Source organism: Dethiosulfovibrio peptidovorans (genome assembly GCA_002748665.1).
Taxonomy (GTDB): Bacteria; Synergistota; Synergistia; order Synergistales; family Dethiosulfovibrionaceae; genus Dethiosulfovibrio; species Dethiosulfovibrio peptidovorans_A.
Genome location: PDTB01000024.1, coordinates 41780 through 63010 on the forward strand (window position 1 = coordinate 41780; position 21231 = coordinate 63010).

Here is a 21231-nt window from a genome sequence, read left to right on the forward strand (position 1 = left end):
ACAAAGACAAGCTAACAGGGCTACTCCCACTCCACAGTGGCGGGCGGTTTGCTCGTAATATCGTAGACAACCCGATTGATACCGGGGACCTCGTTGCAGATCCTGGTGGAGATTCGATCCAACACATCCAAAGGAAATCGAAACCACTCAGCGGTCATGCCGTCGGAGGACGTGATGGCCCGAAGAGCAAGGACCCGGGCGTATGTCCGATCATCGCCCATCACCCCCACAGTGTACACCGGCAAAAGCACGGCAAAAGCCTGCCATATTTGGTCATACAGGCCAGCTTTTCGTATCTCGCCCAGATAGATTCGGTCAGCTTTCCTCAAGATATCCAGCTTCCCTTGAGTGATCTCACCCAGACATCGAACGGCGAGTCCGGGGCCAGGGAAGGGATGTCGCGAGATGATGGCCTCGGGAACCTTCAGAAGTCGTCCGATGTGTCGAACCTCATCCTTGAACAGATCCCGAAGAGGCTCGAGAACCCGGAGATCCATGTCTTCCGGCAAGCCTCCCACGTTATGATGGCTCTTGATAACCGCTGCAGAGACGCCCTGATGACCGCTCTCAATCACATCAGGATACAGGGTTCCCTGAAGAAGCCAGCGAGCTCCGGAGATGTTCGAGGACTCCTCTTCGAACACTCGAACGAAGAGCTCACCGATGACCTTTCTCTTACGCTCAGGATCGGTAATCCCCTCCAATGCCTTGAGAAAACGGCACGAGGCATCCACATAACGGACATTCAGGTCCATAGCCTGATAGCTCTCCAAAACCTCCTGAGCCTCCCGGTCTCGCATCATGCCAGTGTTCACAAAAATACACCGTAACCGATCCCCAAGTGCTCGAGATACGAGAGCAGCGGCCACCGATGAGTCCACACCGCCGGAGAGGCCACAGATCACGGTATCGTCCCCAACGGAGGATCGAATGGCCTGAACAGAGCTCTCGATCCAATCTCCCAGATTCCAGTCGCCAGAACAACGGCATACGGAAAACAGGAAGTTTGAGAGCATAGCAGAGCCATGCTCCGTATGGGCAACCTCGGGATGATACTGAAAAGCCAGGATGGAGTTATCGGGGGTTCGAAAACCAGCGACCACCCCATCATCAGTCTCAGAGAGGAGAACCGTCTCATCGGGAATTTTCTCCACATCGTCGCCGTGGCTCATCCAGACCTGGGTTCGATCAGGCACCCCATCGTAGATGGGGCTTTCACGATCGACAACGACAATATGGGCCCGACCATATTCCCTCCTGGTGGATGAGCGAACTGAGCCACCCATAACCCGACAGATATACTGCATACCGTAGCAGAGACCAAGGACAGGAACACCCATCCTCAGGATATCGCCATCGATTACAGGCGCATCGTCCTCCAACACGCTCCTGGGACCACCTGATATGACGATCCCCTTGGGGCTTCGAGCCCGAACATCCTGAACACGAACGTTCCAAGGCAGGATCTCACTGTGGACCTTGAGCTCTCTGATTCTTCGGGCGATCAGCTGAGTAAACTGAGAGCCGCAGTCCAAAATGACGATGTTATCCATGAGTATTCACGTCCTCCCACGTTATCCAGTGCCATAGATATTCGTCGTACACAACACTCATGATACCAGAAAGAAGGGATTCAGGGAGTGCCGTTCATAACGGAAAAGGAACCCCCGGCACAGCCGGAGGTTCCTTTTGATGTCGCTTATTTTACTGTTAGTACATACCGCCCATACCGCCGGGCATTCCACCAGGCATTCCACCACCCATGCCTTCGTTCTTCTCCTCAGGCTTATCAGCGATCAAGGCCTCGGTGGTCAGGACCATCTTAGCCACAGATGCGGCGTTCTCCAAGGCACTTCTGGTCACCTTGACTGGATCGATGATACCGGCTTTGATCATGTTCACGTACTCGCCCGTGGCGGCATCCAAACCGAAACCGTCCTCCAACCCCCGAACCTTCTCGACAACCACATCGCCCTGAAGCCCCGCATTGGTCGCAATGAGGTGCAACGGGGATGCAAGAGATTTGAGCACCAGGCTCGCGCCGGTCTTCTCATCACCGGACAGAGAGTCGATCTCCTTAGCCAAGGCGTCGATACAGCTCACCAGTGCCACACCACCACCGGCCACAATACCCTCTTCAACAGCGGCCCGGGTAGCCGACAGAGCGTCATCGATCCTAAGCTTAAGCTCTTTTTGCTCGGTCTCCGTGGCAGAGCCAACCTGAATCACGGCCACACCCCCAACGATTTTGGCGAGCCGCTCCTGAAGTTTCTCTTTATCGTAGTCGGAGGTGGAATCCTCAAGTTCCTTACGGATCTGAGCGGCACGTTTCCTGATATCATCGGAGTTTCCAGCCCCCTCGACGATGGTCGTCTCTTCCTTGGTGACCCGGACTTTCTTGGCCTGTCCCAGCTTGGACAGCTCCACGTTCTCCAATTTCTCGCCCAAGTCGGCAGTAATAACCTCGCCTCCGGTGACGATGGCGATATCCTGAAGCATGGCCTTACGACGCTCGCCAAATCCGGGAGCTTTGACAGCGGCCACCTGCATGGTCCCGCGCAGTTTGTTGACGACGAGAGTCGCCAGGGCTTCACCCTCCACGTCCTCGGCGATAAGGAGAAGAGGTTTACCTGTCTGGACGACCTTCTCCAGGATAGGAAGCACGTCCTTGATATTGCTGATCTTGGCATCGAAAACAAGGACATACGCATCCTCAAGGGACGCCTCCATCCGCTCGGGATCGGTAACCATATAAGGACTGATATAGCCCTTGTCGAACTGGAGGCCCTCAACGGTCTCCAGGGTGGTCCCCATGGTCTGGCTGTCCTCGACGGTGATAACGCCGTCCTCGCCGACCTTCTCCATGGCCTCAGCGATAAGCTTACCCACAACACTGTCGTTGGCCGAGATGGAGGCAACCTGACTGATCTCGGACTTGCCCTTCACCTGAATGGACTTTCTCTTGAGTTCCTCGGTGATGACGGCTACAGCTTTTTCAATACCGCTTCGAAGGAATATGCCGTTGGCACCGGCAGCGACGTTCTTCATACCCTCGTGGATAATCTCCCGAGCAAGGACCGTGGCAGTGGTCGTTCCGTCGCCGGCGACGTCGTTGGTCTTGGAGGCGACCTCCTTGACGAGCTGGGCACCCATGTTTTCGTATGGATCGTCCAGCTCAATCTCCTTGGCGATGGTCACGCCGTCGTTGGTGATCGCAGGAGAGCCGAACTTCTTCTCCAGAACTACGTTGCGCCCCTTGGGGCCCAGAGTTACACCGACGGTATCGGTAACCTTGTCGACGCCGCGCTCCATGGCGCGACGGGCTTCTTCACCGAAAGAAAGAATTTTGGCCATTTGTTAAAACCTCCCGTTTTTCTCGCACAGACCGAAAATATCCGGTCTACTTCTCAATGACAGCGAGGACATCCCGCTCGCTGAAGATTACGTACTCATCACCATCGATCTTGACCTCGGTTCCAGCGTACTTACTGAAGATGATCCGATCACCGACCTTAAGCTCAAGAGGGAGCTTCTGACCATTCTCCAGGACTTTTCCGCTACCAACGGCGACGACCTCGCCCTCCTGGGGCTTTTCTTTGGCCGTATCAGGCAGGAAGAGACCCCCTTTGGTCTTTTCCTCACTGGTGACGACTTTGACGACGATGCGATCTGCAAGTGGTTTGAGATTCACGCTAAATGCCTCCTTAAGAATATCTCTGACGATATTAGCACTCAACAACTACGAGTGCTAATCGACTTATGGAATGATACGGCGGAAGCTCCTAAATCTCAACAGGGGATAGAGGCAATTAAAGTGGATTAGAAGACATAATAAGCCTTTTTCTCCGTTTTACCTCTTATTTTTTCCATAATCACAATTGGTCAAACACCGTCGATTATGCTCCAAGAGGGAGCCGGTGCCAGCTCCAGACCAGATCGTCGCCCTCGATGCCAGCCATGATAGGCAGCAGCGGCGATCATAACGGCATTGTCGGTACAATAAAAGAGATCGGGAACAAACGTTTTCCACCCTTTCTTGGTCTGAAGCACTTCCCGAAGGGCGCTGTTAGCTGCCACCCCTCCGGACAAAGTTACCGATCGAACACCGGTGAGCTTTGAAGCTAATTCAAGCTTTCCCATAAGGGAGCGCACGACCGCCAACTGGAAGGAAGCACAAATATCCTCCAGGGGAAGAGAGACCCCCTGTGATCGGAGGCGATCAACCTGCCAGAGAACCGCCGTCTTCAGACCACTGAAGCTGAACTCTACACTATCAGACCTACCTAAAGGGACGGGGAACTCGAATGCCTTCGGGTTGCCTGAGCGAGCCAGTTGATCGATAACCGGCCCTCCGGGGTAGGATAATCCCAGTAGTTGGGCCACTTTATCGTAGGCCTCTCCAGCAGCATCATCACGGGTCTCTCCAAGGAGCTCGTATCGTCCCAAGTCCTCCACCAAAACGATCTCGGTGTGCCCTCCAGAGACGAGCAGGGACAAAAAAGGCGTTTCAAGGTCGGGGTGGTTCACCACATTAGCGAAAATATGCCCTTCAAGATGATTGACTCCCAGTAAAGGGGTTTTCCACGCCTGGGCCAGGCCCTTCGCTCCCATACACCCAACCAACAGCGACCCCATGAGACCAGGACCAGCGGTCACAGCGACCAGATCGATCTCCTTGGAGGGATCGACAATTCCCCCGTCCTTAAGAGCCCGATGAATTAAAGGAAGAAACGCCTCCAGGTGCATCCTGGAGGCGTACTCTGGAACCACACCGCCGAAGTCGGCATGGCACTCAACCTGAGACGACAACACAGAGGCCCGAATGACTCTCTGCCCCTCCAGGATGGCCACCGCCGTATCGTCACAGCTGCTCTCAATGGCCAAGGTTACGAACGACACAGGATCACCGTCCGCACCCGCTGCATCCACTGCACGAGCCACCACAGGATTTGGATTTGAACTGCTCTCCGCTCACGTGGATCAGCACCGACGCGCCACAATGAGGACATCGATTCTCTCGTTTACAGCTCTCGAAGCGGGCATCGCAGGATGCGCATTGAAAAACGTGCATTTTCACCTCACCTCCTTGGGACCGTCCACTCAGTTGCAAACGTTCCGTAGGAGATCGTGATCGTCCTGCCCGGAAGCACCGATTTCTTAGGAACCGAGATTGCCAAGGTTGCCTCCGTACCAGATGCCAAATCCCCCACGTTCTGAAAATCTTTCCTGGTCAGGACATCATCCTCGGTAAGTCTGTAATCTCCAATAATGATCTCCGTTGGATCGAAAATCCAATTTTTTTTGGCCTCATAATGAACTAAAAAAAAACCCCGCCCGCCTCGACGAGCCCTGGTCTCATATTGATTGTTCCAACTCACCCATGAAGGCAACGAGGCCCCCTGCTCTCTGACGGCATTGCAGGCTCGTCGATCCATATAGATCAGGGTAATCCGTCCCCTGGCTCCCAAGATCATATCGCCGAGAACCTGCCCTTCTACCCAAAGGGAAGCTAAGCGATCCTGAACTATTTTCTCTTGGGAGTCGGTCGCCCCAAACAGGGAAGTCGAGCCAAACATCAACACGCAAAGCAGCCCCCATAAAAAGATCGCTGATTTTCTCATGTCATCATTCCCCTTCTCATGTTTTTTTCTTCTTTGTACAAGCCTCCCTGATCCACACCAATTCAGGGAACCTCATCAACATCGCTACTGTCAGGTAGGCTAAGGCGCCAACACCTGAAAAAATCAGGAACCAGAGAGAACGGACCCCCAGCCCCCTATGTACAGGATAGGACCACAAGCAAGTCATCGTTTCCGCCCCCAGATAGAGAGCTCCGAGGGCTCCAATCATTCGAATCACCCAAGCCACCTGAAAAACCTCTATGGAGTGATCAAGGCTCCGTCTCAGCAGAACAATTCCGACCCCCGCCGAACAGGAAAAGGCCAAGGAAGACGCCAGAGCCAGACCGGCAACCCCCAGAGGACTCAGAAGGAGTACACTGAACCCCAGTGTTGCGGCCACGCTGGATACCGTCACGACAATAGCCTGCTTTGGCAGTTTGCTGGCATAGAGAGCCCTCATGATCACCGTAGTGCATGCCATGCCCGGAAGTCCCAGGGCATACATAGTTAAGACCTGAGCTGTATTCTCCCAAGCCCACTTGTCGAATGCCCCCCGATAAAATAAAAGGTGAACCACCGGAGAGGCCACCAGGCAGGCGCCCAAGGTTATCGGTAGAATAGCAAACAGAGCAAAACGCACCGAGTCCCTGACGGTCTGAACAAAAGCTTCCTCTCCCCGAAGAAGGCAGCGGGAGAGCTCGGGAAGAACAGCCTGCGATATAGCGATGACCACGAGCCCCAGAGGAAGTTGGATCACCCTGTTGGCGTAGTTGAGGATTGAGATCGCACCATCCTGAAGAAATGACCCCAATACCCGGCTGATGACAGGATTGATCTGATTGAGGGACAGTCCGGCAGCATAGGGCAAAAAGAGGGCCAACATCCGCCGAAGATCCCGGTCCCCCCGATCAGGAGGAGCCGGAACCAAGGCAATGCCCTCCTGACAGGCCACCCCCACCTGGAGAGCCATCTGAAGAAGCCCCCCAAAGAGCACCGCCCATACGAGGCTCCACACACCCATCCTTGACGCCCCAAGCAGGACCACCATAATATAAGCGATGTTCGACAATGCGGGAGCTACAGCTGGAACGAAAAACCGATCCAGGCTGTTGAGAACCCCCATCGCCAGAGCAGCGACCGAGACCAAAAGAAGGTATGGAAACATCCACCTGGTTAAGGAGACGGCCAGGGCGGCTTTCTCCCGATCAAACCCCGGGGCCATGAGATTCACCAGCCACGGGCTCATCATAATCCCAAGGACGATCACTGCAAGACAGGAGAGTAACAGAACGGTCAAAGCCTGCTGCGCCAGAGCCCGGCCACGCCCTCGACCGGAGTGCTCCATGGCTTGGGTAAACACCGGGACAAAAGCGGCGGATAGAGCCCCCTCGGCCAACAACTGTCGGGCAATATTCGATAAAGTGTACGCCACGTAGAAAGCATCGAGGCCTCGGGAAGCTCCAAAAAGGGCGGCGGTGATGATCTCCCGAACGAGACCAAGGACTCGACTCGTCAAGGTTCCGATCATCATCGTTAAAGCATTTCGTACCATACGGGAGAGACTGCTGGACACGGTGTTCCTCCGATCTGACGAGAGAACGAGACGAAAGGCGGCAAGCATGAGTATACCTATGATATGGGGCCTGGGGAATGAACTCCGCGGTGACGACGCCGTGGGCGTGTGGATTTCGGAGCGGTTGCGTCAGGATCCGTCCCTGAAAGGTCTCGTCCACACATGCTTCACCGTACCGGGAAATTACGTCGCCGTCCTGCGACGAGAACGTCCCGAACGCCTGATCCTCGTCGACAGCGCCGATATGGGGCTTCCCCCCGGTTCGGTGCGACGCCTTCCTCTGGGACGAACCGCCGACGTGTCCTTCAGCAATCACGACATGCCGTTGGAACTCATGCTGGCCTCTTTCTCTGTATCGGTAACGGTCATCGGCATCCAGCCCCAACGAACTGACCTGGGGGCACCCTTGACAGAAGCGGTTTTAAACTCAGCTCAGGAAGTTCTTGAGGCCCTGAGAAACGACGACCTGGATCGTTTTCCCTTTCTGGAAGTTACCACGTAAATCGCTCGCCCAAGTAGAACTTGCGGGCCACCTCGCTCTGGGCAACGGTCTCAGGAGCTCCCTCAATGACGATCTTCCCGCGATGGATGAGAGAGGCTCTATCGGTAATTGCCAACGTGTCCCGAACATTATGATCTGTGATCATGATACCGTACCCCTTGTCTCTGAGGCCTAAGACGATCTGTTGAATATCGTACACTGCAATGGGATCGATCCCGCTGAAAGGCTCATCCAAAAGAAGGAAATCGGGCATAATGGCCAGACATCGGGCAATTTCAAGCCGACGCCGCTCTCCACCACTCAGGGCATACCCCGCCACCCCCACCAACGCCTCAAGCCCGAGGTCGTCAATGAGCCGCTCAGCAATCTGGCGCCTCTGAGCCGTCGGAAGTCGGCGCTCTTCAAGAACCAAATCGAGATTTTCCCGAACAGTCAGGTTGCGAAACACCGAGCTTTCCTGGGAAAGATAGCCCACGCCTATCCGGGCACGTCGATATACGGGGAGCTCTGTGATATCCTGATCATCCAGAAACACCCGACCAGAGTCAGGACGAACAAACCCCACCACCATGTAAAAGCTCGTCGTCTTTCCCGCACCGTTCGGTCCAAGGAGTCCGACAATGCTTCCCATAGGGATCTCCAGGCTGACCCCCGCGACGACCTCCCTGCGTTTATAGCTTTTGGAAAGTCCTTCAGCTCGAAGAATCGTTCCCTCCTGCTTCCTGGTTCTTTCCGTTTCTTTATTCGACATCGAAGGTAACCCGAGGCTTTCCCTTGGCCTCAATCTTCCCCGTCGCCGGATAGTACACCACATTCTGAGCCGAGATCCGCCGTCCATCCTGAACTGCCAGGGCACCGCCACTCATGACGACAGTTCCCCGTCCCCGGGCATAGACAGCCTTTCCGCCTGAGATATGAGAGAGCTTCCCATCCTTGCGGTTGACGATCTCCAAACGAACGCTTCCCTCAGCCTCAAACTCCTCAAGCCCCTCATCGTCCAAGGCCCCGCGGATCGTCTGACAGGAGAGGATTATTCCCTCAGATTGATCCTCAAATCGTTCCACCTTGGTGGCGATAAACCGATCCCCCACAAGCTCAGCATCGTAGCAAATTAATCGACTCTGTCCAAAATGGCCATCCACCGACCCAACCATGGCCAGCCGTCTCGGCGAAGAAAAAGAGGCCTTCAGCTCCTGACACGAAAAAGAAAGGGGTTGACCTCTCCATTCACCGTCCGCCATCACATTCCCCCACATACGAGCCGTGTTTTTCCTGTAATTCCCCTCACACCGATCGGAGGTCACGGACATTCTCTCCTCTCGAAGCGTCACATGTCCCGATCCCCGAAGCAACTCTGTCTCGGTATCGAAAACCATCCTGTCGGCGGTCAATTGTACTCTACCGGCTTGGAATCCCTGCCCCCACGCCACGGGAGCAACCCACAGGATGGAAAACACGATCAGAGGCAGGATTCGCTTAGTCATCATCTGCAACCCCCTGCATTGATTCCGAAGGTCTCCATCCCAGAGCACCCAATCGTTCCACCGTCTCCTCAATTTGGAGCCGGGTGTAAAAACCTCGTTGGACTATCCGTTTTATAGCCCGAGAGATCATCTCCTCTCCATACCACAAAGAAACAGATTTTTCCAGCAGATCTTTATGAGGCCCTTTCTTCCGGATGCGACAATAGACCACGAAAGGAGCTTGCCCATCTTTAGGGACCCTATGACGCCGTATATATCCAGCGTTCAGTTTTCTGATATCCACGACTATCGGATCCACGGCAGCTCTGGCTGCCTCCATTTCGTCGAAGACATGGGCAATTTTCTCGTAGTTTACTATCTCGACAGCCAAGACATTCAGAAAATACCCCTCAAGGCGAATCGTTCTCTCTCTCTCCATACGCCACAGCCCCTCCTTCCGCTCGGATCAAGATTATCGCTTCACAGGCTCAAAAGACCTCATATGTACAGATTTATATTATATTTAGAGGAAACGTCCTACACTCCTGTTTTTTCAAAAACTCGACACACAAAAACCACAGGCAGGTCACACGCACAAAGAAATACATTCAACAAAAAGCCCTTATATTACAGACAAAGTCCCAATAGATAAGTCCGTCATACGTTGCGTCGGGGTCCAGGTTCTCACCAGATACATTCGCTTATGAAAAAATCGCACTATTTTGCTTGCCCAAGATTAGATAAAGATGTACAGACATCTCCTATGGAACTGCAAGTCTGAAACTAAAAATGGTCGAGCTAAAAAAGCTCTAGTTTGTGGGAAGCTGATATTTCAAAGGGTTGCACCTTCAGAAATCTCATGATATCATACTTTCCGCACTGGGGAATCGTCCAACGGCAGGACGCTTGACTCTGGATCAAGAAATCGGGGTTCGAATCCCTGTTCCCCAGCCAACTGGTCCCTTCGTCTAGTGGCCTAGGACGCCGGGTTCTCAGCCCGGTAACAGGGGTTCGAATCCCCTAGGGACTGCCATGACAGCAAAAGTCTTCCAACGGGCATCGTTGGAAGACTTTATTTATGCTCTGAAATCTACACAAAATCTTTGGAGACGATAGAACGCCTTTGATCTCCATTCCAGATGTTTTTCTAGGTCTTTTCTACCTCTGTTCTAAACTCCAGAACATATAACGACACTAGATTATCCCAGAAATCGTACAGGCACGACGTCCCCAGACAAAAATCGGTCCCATCACGCATACGCGAGGCAGGACCGAAAAAAACAATTACAGCGGGAAAAAAAGAGGTTCGTGTTTCTTATACACACAGTAATACTTAAACCCAGCATCTTTAAGAATGTCCGTTGCGATATCAAAACAAGCACCAATTCGCTCAGGAAAATGAGCATCCGATCCCAGAGTGACGAGCTCTCCCCCAAGCTCCCGATAGCGCTTGAACACCTCACGCCCAGGGCTGGAGTCACGCATACCGACCACAAGTGGTTTCGTGTTCAGCTCAATGGCCTTGTAGCGATTAATCAGCAAAAGAAGCAGTTCATCAAGAATATCGGCATAACGTTTATATGAAAAATCTTTGTTCTTGCCGGGGATATCTCGCAACACATAGTCAAGGTGTCCGACCGTGTCGTAACCATGAGTCACTGAGAGGTTTTTCATCTCTTCCACAAAATACGCACGGACGGATTCTTCCTTGGAGCGTCCTGAATACAGAGTCTGATCTTCTGTGTCGCGTCCTTCGTACACGTGTGTGGAACCTATGCACATGTCAAAAGGATATTTTTCATACACCTCGTCGTATACAGGGCCGAGATGCGGCTGCAACCCAAATTCCATACCAATAAGCATATTGATGCGCCCAACATAGCGATCGCGCACAACACTCATATAGTCGTAATAAGCACCAATATCCGCATTTTCACCGACCTGATAGGTGTAGTTTTTCCACTCCGGATAGTCGTAATCCTGATGATCGGTAATGCAGATATACTCCATACCCATGTGGATGGCGCGCTCAATTTGCTCCTCAACTGCGACCTCTGAATCACTGGAAAAAAACGTATGAACGTGTACGTCGTTATACATGATCAAACTACCGACTAAACATCAGCTTCCGCTAACTGTGCCTCATGCTCAAGCTGTTTTTTCGTCGGCGTGACGCGCATACAGATACCGGTGAACGCGTATAGAATAGCAAGCATCCAGACAAGCCAGCTGAAAAAGGCATACCTAAACATGGTGAAGTTGCTTGTAAAAAGCACACCCGAGTACAGGATTCCCGAAGAGGTCCATGGGAAGAAACCTGAAGTGCCTGTACCGAAGTCCTCCAAGGTGCGCGATAAATTCAGAGTATTGACCCCCATCTCTTTAAATTTGGTTTTGAACATACTGCCACCGATCAACAGCGAAACGGTGGAAGATCCGCCGATCGCCGTCAATACGACCATTGAAACTCCCGTAGTGAGAATAAGCGAGCCTGCGTTTTTTACAAAACCGGTGAGACAGTCGAGCAAGACATCAAGACATCCGCACTGTTCAGCAATGGCTGCAAACCAGAAGCACAACCACGTAGCCACAAACGTCTTATTCATGTCGCTAATACCCCCACGCTCAAGGAGGGTTTTAGCGGCAGAGCTCATCGTCGAGATATCGAAGTCAGGATGAATAGCCAGAACCATCTTGGATTTAAAGCCGCCATACAGCACGTTGACAGCGTCACGAGGCGAAAATCCTTGATAGAGAACACCGATAACGACTGCAATAAACCCAGCGCCGAAAAGGATCAGCGCCGATGGCTTACGGGTAAAAGACCCCCACAGCAGGAAAAGAACAGGGATCAACAGTGTGGGGCCGAACTTAAACATCTGGCTCAGTGTGGCAAGCAACTCCACGGAATCCTTGCTTACGACGTCACCGCTTGCAGGTGCTCTCATGCCAAGAAATACGTAGATTCCGATTGCGATAAGAGCCGCAGGAACGACCGTCTTAGCCATGTTGACGATGTGATCGAAAATGTCGTTATCCGTCACGAGCGATGCTAGAACGGTGGTATCCGACAGAGGCGATAGCTTGTCTCCAAATTGAGAACCGGCATAACAGGCACCGGCGACAAGACCGAGATTGACGTTCTGCATAGCCAGGGCCAACCCCATCATTGCCAGTCCGGCCGTCGACGCCGAGCCATTTGATGTGCCCGTAACGGTTGAAAATACAGCACAAAGCATAAACGCACACAGAGCAATCCAACGGGGTGAGATGATCTGCAGGCCATAGTAAATCAGCATAGGCAAGGTCCCCGAAAACATCAAGCCGCCCAGCATAAAACCGATAGCGAGCAGAATCATGATAACTGGCACAGATCTTCCGATACGAGTACCAACGGCACTTTCCATTTCGCTCCAAGTGTAGCCACATCGGTAACTGATAATCGCCGAATAGGCGGCCACAACGACCATAAGCGGCACATAATTCAACCCGTATGCGGCACCTGCACCGAAAGTTACCAGAAGGAAAAGCACGGTAGATATCGCTTCCGCTCGAGTCGGTTTACGTTTTATCCGTTTATTTTTTAACAAATCGGTCATCGTATCCCCCTCCTCTTCAAGTCGATTTTTTTAATAAAATGCACGAAAATATAGGCGGCAAAACGAAACATCGACCCCCTACCCTAAAATTTAACATAGAACTATTCAAGAGATGCTCAAGGAAGGTGGTTCGCTTCTCAAAACACTCCGCCATCTGTATCCAGCCCACAGCACAATTCTTGATGCGAGCCGAACCAACACTACAAGCAGCGGCAAAGCCACCTATAAACCATATCCAGACTCCAGAGGACGACACCTCCTTTCTCGCTTTTCTCCACACGAGACGAACGGTTCCCTTTTCACCGAATAGGCCACATGAGGTAGCGGCCGTATCCGGTAAGAACCCTGTACATACCCTGGAGATACCGATCAAGCTGAAGATCTCCCGTGTCCACACTGAAGGGGCGACCGAATAGCTCTGTCATCTTACTGGGAGCGGCAATCACGTGGATTCGATTCCTCCCTACGGAACGGATCACCGCAGGGCTGAATTGCTGGTTACCTCGACCAAAGAGAAATCCCTGCCCACCGATAGGGCTTACGACGATATGGGTTCGATTTTGGTGGCGCTTCATACATTCCACGATATCTCCGGTGGTCATATCCAAAGCGACGGTCTCACCGTTCAAAACGGCGTCAATGCCCAGAAGGGTTCCCGGGCAACCGAGCCGGTCTGTCACGGCTTTAACCGTCGACCCCGACCCCATAAGATAGAGAGCCCCATCCTCCATGAGTTCGATCATCGCTGCCGCCAGTTCATCAAGAGCAAAAGCCGCAGTATCTTGATGTCTTCCCGATTTTCTCACCTGCATCGCTCGAGGCTCCACCGGAACAGAGAGATATCCGAAAAGCCTGACGTCAAGCCTTCCCGCTCGAAAGACCTTTTCGTCGATGTCCATTACCTCGGAGAGGCCATACTCCACGTCATAACCTCTTAAAATTCTGCCCAGAAGCTCTCCGGCCAGAAGAGGTGTTCGAGCAAAAACCCCAGAGTGAATCTTGACGCCAGCGGGAACACCTATGACCGAAATCGACTGACCAATCACGGAACAGACATCTCGAGCCGTTCCATCACCTCCAACGATAACTAAGAGATCTGCTCCTCTCTCAGCCATGATCGCCGCACTTCTCAGGGTATCCTCCCTGGACGACGGCTCGTCCACGGGGACGGACAGGTCAGGAACGATACCGAGAGAGTCCAGGATTTGCCCCCCCATACTTCCCGAGGAGGTCATCCAGGCGACGGGAATGCCGGAACTCTCCCTGACAGCCGTAGTGATGGCGAGAGACGCTCGTACGGAGGCCATGGGGGATGCCCCCAACTCCCGAGCTCGACGAGAATTGCCGTCTCCATCGGTCCCTTTCAGAGCGACAGTACCCCCCAGTCCTGCGATGGGATTCACGATCAGCCCGATCTTCACGAATTCATCCTCCCCGACGACAAAGAGGGCCCCGTCGTGGAGACAAACTCCACACCGGGGCCCCATATATCAACGGTCGTCTTTTTTTTCAAAATATCCGTCGTATTTCTTCCTGTACGATCTCCACGTGATGGCCCAACGCTCAGGATCGTCCAGAACGTCGTGATCCACGTGATGGATGGAGCTATTGTGAGGCGCATGTCGTATAACCTCAGGGTCGGAATAACACTCGCTGGCTATACGGGTCAGAATATCGCAGTACCTGTCGAGATCGGCCTTAGAGTAGGACTCGCTGGGTTCGATGGTGAACGGCTCGGGGATGACCCATGGCTCGTGACTGGACCAGTAGTGTGTCCCGAAATCGGCGGTCCGACGTTGGACATCTCCGGTTCCAAACCCCGTCTCCTCCTTGAGCTTCTCCCAACTATAGCGAACCTGCTCGACTCTGGGAGCGTGATCTGGGAATGACATGGAGCAGCCCCGTATGGCCAGTAATCTCTTCATAACATAGTTATTGTTCAAAACGGCGACACGGGAGACCTCCCTCAGGCCGTCAGCTCCCAGGCTCATAATCCAGGCGTAGGCCCGGACGATAGCCGGCAGCGTACCATAAAAGGACTTGACCTTTCCACAACTCCTGGGAAGATCCCAATCCAGCCCATATTCCCCGTCCATTCGTCGGATCACGACAGGGGCGGGGAGATACTCCCGGAGAAACTCTCTCGCAGCGACAAGACCGGTAGCTGGCCCGCCACATCCGTGGGGCGATGAGAAGGTTTTATGTAGGTTAAAAAAGGAGATATCGAAATCAGCCTCTCTGGCTCGGGTGATACCCAAAAGTCCGTTGGCATTGGCCTGATCGTAGCATCGAAGGGCACCGACCTCCTTCGCCAACCTGGTGAATTCCGTGATTCTACTGTTAAAAATACCCGTGTCTTCAGGGTTGGTGAAGAAGATGGCCGCAGTTCGTTCGGACAAAGCCGCCTTAAAGGCCTCAAGATCAGGCAGACCGTATTCGTCAGGAGGAACAACCGTCACCGAATACCCCTTCACGATAGGTACGGCTGCGTCGGCCGGATGAGAGAAGAAAGTGGTGATCACCTGATCACGGACATCCTCTTGCCCCTGATCCTTGAAATAAGCGCGTACCATGGACGCCATAGCCAACGCCCCATGGGAGCCGCCTCCGGGTTGAAGACTAAAGTAATCAAGGCCCGATATCTCCTTAAAAAATTCGCCAAGACGGTACATGATTTCCAGCGCTCCCTGGACCGTGGTCTCATCCTGAAGAGGATGAATATCGGCCATCTTGGGAGAGGAGACAAAGGATTCGTTCACCTTTGGGCTGTACTTCATCGTACATGTTCCCTGACCGATATCGATATTGAGATCTACGCCCAAATTCTCTTGTGCCAGATGGTTGAAATGACGGAGAACCTGGAGCTGCCCAAGCTCGGGCAGATCTGGAAGATCGTCCCGACGAACCGACGACGGAATGGACGACACTCCATCACCTACAGAGGCCTCCATATCTGCCCCCACCTCGGGTACGATAATTCCTCTCTGTCCCGGTTCGCTGAGTTCAAACACGATAGGCTCGTTCCACCGGGCCTGGTGAAATATCTGATCTCTGGCGGCTCTCTCCATTATTGGCTCCTCCCTCCATCGGCTACGATCTTTTCAAGTTCGTCAGCAAGCCTCTCTATGTCTTGCCCCGTGACCATCTCGGTCACACAATACAGAGCCGATTGCCCCAATTCGGGGAAAGAGGAGGACAGATCCAGACCTCCGAATATACCTCTTTCGAGAAGCTTTTGATTCACCCATTTCACTGTGAGTCCTGTGGCGTTCAGGTCCACGACGAATTCCTTGAAGGAGACGGACTGGAAGCGATCTATCGATATGCCGGGTATCCGGGAGAGACATTTTTTGGCATAGAGAGATCGCTGAACGATACCACGGCCGAGGTCGGCCATACCTCTGGGCCCCATGAGCGAGAGATAGACCGCTGCACCGATGCCCCAGAGGGCAGAATGGGTCCCGACGAATTCCTTGGCGTGATCCCGATTGGCAAAGGACGTCCGCTCCCAGAGGACATCCCCAAATCCCCACTCTCCGTGGCTTGTGGGAGCCAAACTGAAAAGCCTGGAGGGATACTCCGAAACGATCTCCGGAGCATCGGATGTGGCGATGAAACCGCCTCCCGTCCCGTAGTACATGTGGATCCCCAGGGACTGGATATCCCCACAGGTGATGTCGGCACCATACCGGGAAGGAGGACTCATAACACCAAGAGAGCTGGGATCGGTGAAGACAACCATCAACGCTCCATTCTCATGGGCTAAATCAGAGATGACCTGCCCCTGAGTCTCCATGGAGCCGAAATAGCAGGGGTTTTCCAGGTAGACAGCCGCCACAGATCCATCAATGGAGTCTGCCAGGATTTTCATGTCAACCAGTCCGGTCTCCCGATCATAGTCCAGTGTTTTCACGCTCATACCCGGATCCAGATAAGTTCGTATGACCGCCAAACGATCGGGGTTCACCGCACCAGCGATCAGGGCCACGTTTCTGCCGGTAATCCGAGACGCCATGGACAATGAAGTGCCGGAAGCCTGAGCGCCGTCGTAGGTCGGCACGTTGCAGACCTCAACATCCAGGAGCTCGGCCATGAGGCTCTGATACTCGAAAAGGGCCTGAAAACGGCCATGGTCCTCGTAGGGCTCTCCTGCATAAGCCGTGAGAAACTCGTGGGACGAGACTATTTGATCCACGACAGCGGGGATCTGATGGTTATAACACCCGGCTCCGAGAAATGAGATCACCTCGTTGACAGAGGTATTCTTCGCCAAAAGACCGTCCATATGACGACGCAGCTCGGCCTCAGACAGAAGAGGCTCCGGGAGATCCATCTTCTTTTGCAGACGAAGATCTTCTGGAATATCGACCAGCAAATCATCCACGGACGACACCCCGATCTCTCGCAGCATCTCCTCCTGAACCTGGGGTGAGGAATTGGGTATGTATGGATAAACGATTTTTTCCTGAGACATGGTACATACCTCCCGGTTAAAGAACGATCAAGCGATTCCCCCGCCATCGACCACCAAGCTACTGCCGGTGACCCACGGGGCCATATCGCTACACAGGAAAAACACGCATTTAGCGACATCCTCAGGCAGTCCAAGCCTTCGAATGGGACGCTCGGCGCACTCATCCTTGTACGCCTGATCGTACGTACCACCGAGTTGCTCACATTCGCTTCTGAGCATAGGCGTGTCGATATCGCCGGGACAGACGCAGTTCACCCTGATATTCTCGGGGCCGTGGTCGATGGCCATAGCCCGGGTCATGTTCCACACCCCGCCTTTGGCTGCGCAATAAGACACGGCCTTGGGGCCCCCTTTGAGACTCCATCCTGAACCAATGTTGACGATCCGCCCCTCTCCCTGGCGACGCATACAGGGCACCACTGCCTTGGACATGAGAAAGACGCTTTTAAGCGTCACGTTCAAGGCCAGATCCCAGGCCTCTTCCGATAAACCGACCACGTCGTCCCGACGAGCGACGCCGGCACAGTTGACCAAGACGTCGATCCGGCCGAACCGATCGATCACGGTATCCACGGCGTCGAAACACGACGAGGAATCGGTGACGTCGCACTCAAAAAAGACCGTATCTCCCTGGATCTCGTCGCTCATCCGAGCACCGACATCGACGTTGATATCGAGCATCGCGACCGACATTCCCGCACTCGCAAAAAACCGGGCAATCCCGAGTCCAATCCCCGACGCAGCTCCAGTGATCACGGACACCTTCCCCTTCATCCCAAATGCCTGGTTCAAATCCAACATGGGCGTCTCTCCTTTCATGGGGCCCTTGGTATACAAAGAATACAATAAATACACGAACTACTTTGTATATATATCACCATAGGTTCTCTGTCAACCTGTCTGTCGCTGCTCAGTGATAACGTCACCCATAAATGTTTAGTAAATGTTCAGTGAAAATGTCACTCCAGGAAAGGACAATTCATTCTCCCGGTGATTTCGCAGCTCAGTTGAAGCAACATAAAAGGTTCTGCAATAACTTTCCCATGAGGCCTTTCAAGCAGACGTCCCCAAGGGAGTTCCTGAAGCAAAGGCTACTTCTCTCTCGGACTCAGGGTGTAACGAACTTTTAACAACCCCATATCTCTTGACAGCTATGATGGGATAGGGCTATTGTCATCCCTAATCGGAGCAGAGAAAATCTCACCCTTATGCCAAGAGAGTGTGAACTCAGCTGAGCGAGAGACAAATCTTTCCACTATCGACGATTCGACGAGTTATTAGATGATCGGTCTTCATTTCGAGGAAAACGAATGTGTTTACGGCTACACCGGAGTTCTTGAGGAACAACCTCTTCAATGGAGTCTACTCGGGGAGATCTATTCTGATCCCCACACCATCTTTTTCTCTTCCGAGACGAACAATACTGATAGGTTTTCCTGTCACAAAAACACCTTTGCCCGTCTTCAGGGCAAGGATAGGACAAAGGAGGATGAACATGAGACAGGTGGTTCTCCTGCTCTCCATAGCTACGTTGTTTTTCTATGGGTACGCTCTGGCTGGTCTCTGGGGGGTTTTCCTAGGGAGAGGACGATGGGGATACGTCCTCTGGGGTCTCACAGGCGGAACGGTCTCCGCCGTCGCCGCTCTGTGGCTTTGGAACCGGATAGCTCACCGCTACCGCTCCTGATCGAGGGCCCCTTTCCAAGCATGACTCAGGGCCGCTGCGGCTTGAGGGATCTCCTGCGCAGAAATTCCACTCACAGAGAGCCTGACCGCCGATACTGATTCACCGTTCAGAGCAAAACGCCGACCTGACGACACCAAAACACCTTCCTCCCGGGCCAAATCCTGAGCCTGATCTCCATCAATACCGGGGGACTCAAACCACAGATAAATTCCACCTTGAGGACGGAGAAAGGGCCGAGAGAATCGATATCCCAACTCCGAGCAAAGGAGTCCCATCCGACAGGCCATCTCGACTCTGGTCCGCTCCAAGGCTGAGGCCAGACCTCCCGAGGTAATGAACCAACGAACCACATGTTGGATCAACGACGACGGAGGACCGCCGCAGCAGTTCAGAGACAGAAGAAACATCGGCCGAAGTTCATCAGGGACCAGGGCGTATCCCAACCGGAGCCCCGGGAAAAGGGCTTGACTGAAGGATCCCAGGTAGAGAATCCTGTGGCCGTCATCCAGAGCTCTCAACGCTGGCACACTGGTATCACCGTAGCGAAGCTCACCGTAGGCATCGTCCTCGACGATCCATATGCTTCTGCGCCTGGCTAAAGCCAGAATTGATTCCCGGAGAGCCCCATCCATCGTTGCCCCCGTCGGGTTGGCAAAACTTGGGACCAGATAGACCGCTCCGTCAGCTTCGATACATTCCATAGCCTCCCGAGGGTCACCCAGCCGGGGAAAGGGGAGCACACGGAGCCCAGCCTCTCTCGCCATAACCGGAGCATCGGGATAATTGAACCAGTCCATAAGTACCGTCCGAACCCCGACCCGACGGAGAGAAGCGAAGGAAACCATCAGCCCCTGACGACCGCCTGACGTGAGAACCACGTCCCTCCAATCAGCGGGAATTCCCCGGGATGCCCCATGTGCCACCAGAGCATGACGGAGATCGGGAAACCCCTCAAGTGGACTTTCCCCAAGAGCCACTGCCACATCCCGACAAAGCACATCCCGAACAATCGCAGTAAGAGCCGATACAGGCATAAGGTTGGGCGTCGGGGCTTCCCCATTCATGATCCACAAAGCCACGTCAGGATCGTCTCCTTTTTCAACGCATCGAGAGGCCCCTGTGACATAGGCCCCACTCCGACCTCGCTGAATCAAAAGCCCTTGATCCTCCAACACCCTGTATGCCTCAATGACGGTCATCCGGCTCACCCCCAGATTATCGGCAAACCGTCGAGTCCCAGGCAGTTGCTCCCCTACAGACAGAGCCCCTACCTGAATCATGCGTTCCAGATGAATGGCTATCTGACGATACAGAGGAAGCTTAGATGATCGATTCAAGGGGACTTCTAACATATCGCAGCGTCACCTCACATAAAAAAGTCTATCGAATGCCTTCTTGCAGTACCTGGTCGTGAGCCGTACAATAGATTGTCGTCTTTATCGTACCTCCAGGGAGGAATTTCATGTCCATTTTGTCACCGTTACAAGCAGACTGTATTATCTTCGATGTCGATGGCGTTCTTATCGATACAAGGGACTCCTTTCCAAACGTTATCAAAACCGCAATCCACAGGATCTGGACCTCCGTTCTGGGACGGCAGGCCGAGGAGTCGCCCTTCTCGATTCGTCATTTTGAGACAGCCAAGCGATACCCCTCGTTCAACGACGATTACGATATCTGCTGGGCCCTCACCACTATGGCAGTATCGAGAAAAGATGAGGACCTGGATCGATGTTTCCCCAGCCCATGGCAATGGGAAGAGAGCATCCTGGCCATGGAGGCTTCAGACCTGGACATGGTACCATGGTTCACCAAGAACTTCGGCGATGGCGTCCCCTACGACGAGACACGCTCCATCTGTCAGGAGATCTACTTTGGATCCGACAAAACGCAAGACCTCCTGGGCAGGACGCCCATCAGCCAGGACGAACCGGGATTATGGCTTCGGGAGTCGCCTCTTTTAAAAAAACACTGGAACTCTTTTTCCCTGCCAGTGGGAATCTACACCGGCCGCTCCAGGGAGGAGCTCGCCCTGGCCCTGGAGATCCTGCAATGGGAGGATCTCCCTCAGGAACAAACCATCTGCTGGGACGATGGTATCCGAAAACCCTCGCCTCAAGGGCTTCAGGAACTCTGCCTTCACATGGACACGACGTGGCCCCTGTTTTTCGGCGATACGGCCAGCGACAGGAAGAGCCTTCTGGCTTTAGGCAAAGGGGATTTCGTGGCAATCGGCCGACTCATAAAAAACACCGAATTTCGTTTTCCCAACATACAAGACGCTCTCAGAGCTCTGGGGCTCTGAGAGCGCA

The 21231-nt window shown here is 53.4% G+C and carries 19 protein-coding genes and 2 tRNA genes; 5 read left to right on the forward strand and 16 right to left on the reverse strand.

Annotated features, from left to right (window positions below):
* Positions 1–20 precede the first annotated feature (20 nt).
* The 6 genes from CSA35_07325 to mviN form a co-directional block, all read right to left on the reverse strand.
* Complete coding sequence (locus tag CSA35_07325; GenBank protein PIE54195.1) at positions 21–1553, reverse strand: glutamine-hydrolyzing GMP synthase; 1533 nt, start codon at positions 1551–1553, stop codon at positions 21–23.
* Between the two features lie 157 nt (positions 1554–1710).
* Positions 1711–3354, reverse strand: coding sequence for a chaperonin GroEL (gene groL / locus CSA35_07330; GenBank protein ID PIE54196.1), 1644 nt, complete (start codon positions 3352–3354; stop codon positions 1711–1713).
* A gap of 46 nt (positions 3355–3400) precedes the next feature.
* The gene (locus tag CSA35_07335) at positions 3401–3691 is read right to left on the reverse strand and encodes a co-chaperone GroES (GenBank protein ID PIE54197.1); all 291 of its coding nucleotides are present in this window, start codon (positions 3689–3691) and stop codon (positions 3401–3403) included.
* A gap of 191 nt (positions 3692–3882) precedes the next feature.
* On the reverse strand, positions 3883–4899 hold the full coding sequence (gene tsaD / locus CSA35_07340; GenBank protein PIE54224.1) for a tRNA (adenosine(37)-N6)-threonylcarbamoyltransferase complex transferase subunit TsaD: 1017 nt from the start codon (positions 4897–4899) through the stop codon (positions 3883–3885).
* A 179-nt stretch (positions 4900–5078) separates the two neighbouring features.
* The gene (locus CSA35_07345) at positions 5079–5621 is read right to left on the reverse strand and encodes a hypothetical protein (protein ID PIE54198.1); all 543 of its coding nucleotides are present in this window, start codon (positions 5619–5621) and stop codon (positions 5079–5081) included.
* Positions 5622–5637: 16 nt separating this feature from the next.
* The gene (gene mviN / locus CSA35_07350) at positions 5638–7194 is read right to left on the reverse strand and encodes a murein biosynthesis integral membrane protein MurJ (protein PIE54199.1); all 1557 of its coding nucleotides are present in this window, start codon (positions 7192–7194) and stop codon (positions 5638–5640) included.
* Position 7195: 1 nt separating this feature from the next.
* On the opposite strand from mviN, the gene CSA35_07355 reads away from it, so the two are divergent.
* Entirely contained in the window at positions 7196–7696 is a 501-nt protein-coding gene (locus CSA35_07355; GenBank protein ID PIE54200.1) for a hypothetical protein, read from the forward strand.
* On the opposite strand, the gene lptB is transcribed toward CSA35_07355, so the two are convergent.
* From lptB to CSA35_07370, 3 genes are read right to left on the reverse strand one after another with little or no spacing between them, the layout of a single operon-like run.
* Complete coding sequence (gene lptB / locus CSA35_07360; protein PIE54201.1) at positions 7686–8447, reverse strand: LPS export ABC transporter ATP-binding protein; 762 nt, start codon at positions 8445–8447, stop codon at positions 7686–7688. The genes CSA35_07355 and lptB overlap by 11 nt on opposite strands.
* Positions 8437–9183 carry a hypothetical protein gene (locus tag CSA35_07365; protein ID PIE54202.1) on the reverse strand — a complete coding sequence of 249 codons (747 nt, stop codon included), beginning with the start codon at positions 9181–9183 and terminating at the stop codon, positions 8437–8439. Before CSA35_07365 ends, lptB begins: the two co-directional genes overlap by 11 nt.
* Complete coding sequence (locus tag CSA35_07370) at positions 9173–9598, reverse strand: hypothetical protein (GenBank protein ID PIE54203.1); 426 nt, start codon at positions 9596–9598, stop codon at positions 9173–9175. Before CSA35_07370 ends, CSA35_07365 begins: the two co-directional genes overlap by 11 nt.
* A 441-nt stretch (positions 9599–10039) precedes the next feature.
* Here CSA35_07370 and CSA35_07375 point away from each other — a divergent pair.
* Positions 10040–10113, forward strand: a tRNA-Gln gene (locus CSA35_07375).
* Positions 10114–10116: 3 nt separating this feature from the next.
* Positions 10117–10192 (forward strand) — tRNA-Glu (locus tag CSA35_07380).
* A gap of 251 nt (positions 10193–10443) precedes the next feature.
* On the opposite strand, the gene CSA35_07385 is transcribed toward CSA35_07380, so the two are convergent.
* From CSA35_07385 to CSA35_07410, 6 genes are all read right to left on the reverse strand, one after another.
* Positions 10444–11265, reverse strand: coding sequence for a histidinol phosphate phosphatase (locus tag CSA35_07385; GenBank protein ID PIE54204.1), 822 nt, complete (start codon positions 11263–11265; stop codon positions 10444–10446).
* Between the two features lie 8 nt (positions 11266–11273).
* Positions 11274–12758 (reverse strand): hypothetical protein, encoded by a 1485-nt coding sequence (locus CSA35_07390; GenBank protein ID PIE54205.1) that lies wholly within the window; start codon positions 12756–12758, stop codon positions 11274–11276.
* Between the two features lie 299 nt (positions 12759–13057).
* Entirely contained in the window at positions 13058–14245 is a 1188-nt protein-coding gene (locus CSA35_07395) for an ATP-NAD kinase (protein ID PIE54206.1), read from the reverse strand.
* A gap of 3 nt (positions 14246–14248) precedes the next feature.
* Entirely contained in the window at positions 14249–15826 is a 1578-nt protein-coding gene (locus CSA35_07400) for a glycine dehydrogenase subunit 2 (GenBank protein ID PIE54207.1), read from the reverse strand.
* The gene (locus CSA35_07405; protein ID PIE54208.1) at positions 15826–17232 is read right to left on the reverse strand and encodes an aminomethyl-transferring glycine dehydrogenase; all 1407 of its coding nucleotides are present in this window, start codon (positions 17230–17232) and stop codon (positions 15826–15828) included. The genes CSA35_07400 and CSA35_07405 overlap by 1 nt, the downstream gene beginning before the upstream one ends.
* A 27-nt stretch (positions 17233–17259) precedes the next feature.
* Positions 17260–18033: a short-chain dehydrogenase gene (locus CSA35_07410; GenBank protein PIE54209.1), complete on the reverse strand. Its 774-nt coding sequence runs from the start codon at positions 18031–18033 to the stop codon at positions 17260–17262.
* 694 nt (positions 18034–18727) lie between these two features.
* On the opposite strand from CSA35_07410, the gene CSA35_07415 reads away from it, so the two are divergent.
* Positions 18728–18919, forward strand: coding sequence for a hypothetical protein (locus CSA35_07415; protein PIE54210.1), 192 nt, complete (start codon positions 18728–18730; stop codon positions 18917–18919).
* Here the strand turns inward: CSA35_07415 and CSA35_07420 are convergent.
* Positions 18907–20271 carry a GntR family transcriptional regulator gene (locus CSA35_07420; GenBank protein ID PIE54211.1) on the reverse strand — a complete coding sequence of 455 codons (1365 nt, stop codon included), beginning with the start codon at positions 20269–20271 and terminating at the stop codon, positions 18907–18909. The genes CSA35_07415 and CSA35_07420 overlap by 13 nt on opposite strands.
* Positions 20272–20381: 110 nt before the next feature.
* On the opposite strand from CSA35_07420, the gene CSA35_07425 reads away from it, so the two are divergent.
* Complete coding sequence (locus CSA35_07425; GenBank protein PIE54212.1) at positions 20382–21224, forward strand: haloacid dehalogenase; 843 nt, start codon at positions 20382–20384, stop codon at positions 21222–21224.
* Positions 21225–21231 lie beyond the last annotated feature (7 nt).

Bases quoted from the DNA above. Each gene is read 5' to 3' on its own strand.
- groL (PIE54196.1), bottom strand. From the start codon at position 3,354: ATGGCCAAAATTCTTTCTTTCGGTGAAGAAGCCCGTCGCGCCATGGAG.
- lptB (PIE54201.1), bottom strand. From the start codon at position 8,447: ATGTCGAATAAAGAAACGGAAAGAACCAGGAAGCAGGAGGGAACGATT.
- CSA35_07395 (PIE54206.1), bottom strand. From the start codon at position 14,245: ATGGGGCCCCGGTGTGGAGTTTGTCTCCACGACGGGGCCCTCTTTGTC.
- CSA35_07390 (PIE54205.1), bottom strand. From the start codon at position 12,758: ATGACCGATTTGTTAAAAAATAAACGGATAAAACGTAAACCGACTCGA.
- CSA35_07410 (PIE54209.1), bottom strand. From the start codon at position 18,033: ATGTTGGATTTGAACCAGGCATTTGGGATGAAGGGGAAGGTGTCCGTG.
- CSA35_07415 (PIE54210.1), top strand. From the start codon at position 18,728: ATGAGACAGGTGGTTCTCCTGCTCTCCATAGCTACGTTGTTTTTCTAT.
- CSA35_07370 (PIE54203.1), bottom strand. From the start codon at position 9,598: ATGGAGAGAGAGAGAACGATTCGCCTTGAGGGGTATTTTCTGAATGTC.
- CSA35_07365 (PIE54202.1), bottom strand. From the start codon at position 9,183: ATGATGACTAAGCGAATCCTGCCTCTGATCGTGTTTTCCATCCTGTGG.
- CSA35_07400 (PIE54207.1), bottom strand. From the start codon at position 15,826: ATGGAGAGAGCCGCCAGAGATCAGATATTTCACCAGGCCCGGTGGAAC.
- CSA35_07425 (PIE54212.1), top strand. From the start codon at position 20,382: ATGTCCATTTTGTCACCGTTACAAGCAGACTGTATTATCTTCGATGTC.
- CSA35_07420 (PIE54211.1), bottom strand. From the start codon at position 20,271: ATGTTAGAAGTCCCCTTGAATCGATCATCTAAGCTTCCTCTGTATCGT.
- CSA35_07325 (PIE54195.1), bottom strand. From the start codon at position 1,553: ATGGATAACATCGTCATTTTGGACTGCGGCTCTCAGTTTACTCAGCTG.
- CSA35_07345 (PIE54198.1), bottom strand. From the start codon at position 5,621: ATGAGAAAATCAGCGATCTTTTTATGGGGGCTGCTTTGCGTGTTGATG.
- CSA35_07405 (PIE54208.1), bottom strand. From the start codon at position 17,232: ATGTCTCAGGAAAAAATCGTTTATCCATACATACCCAATTCCTCACCC.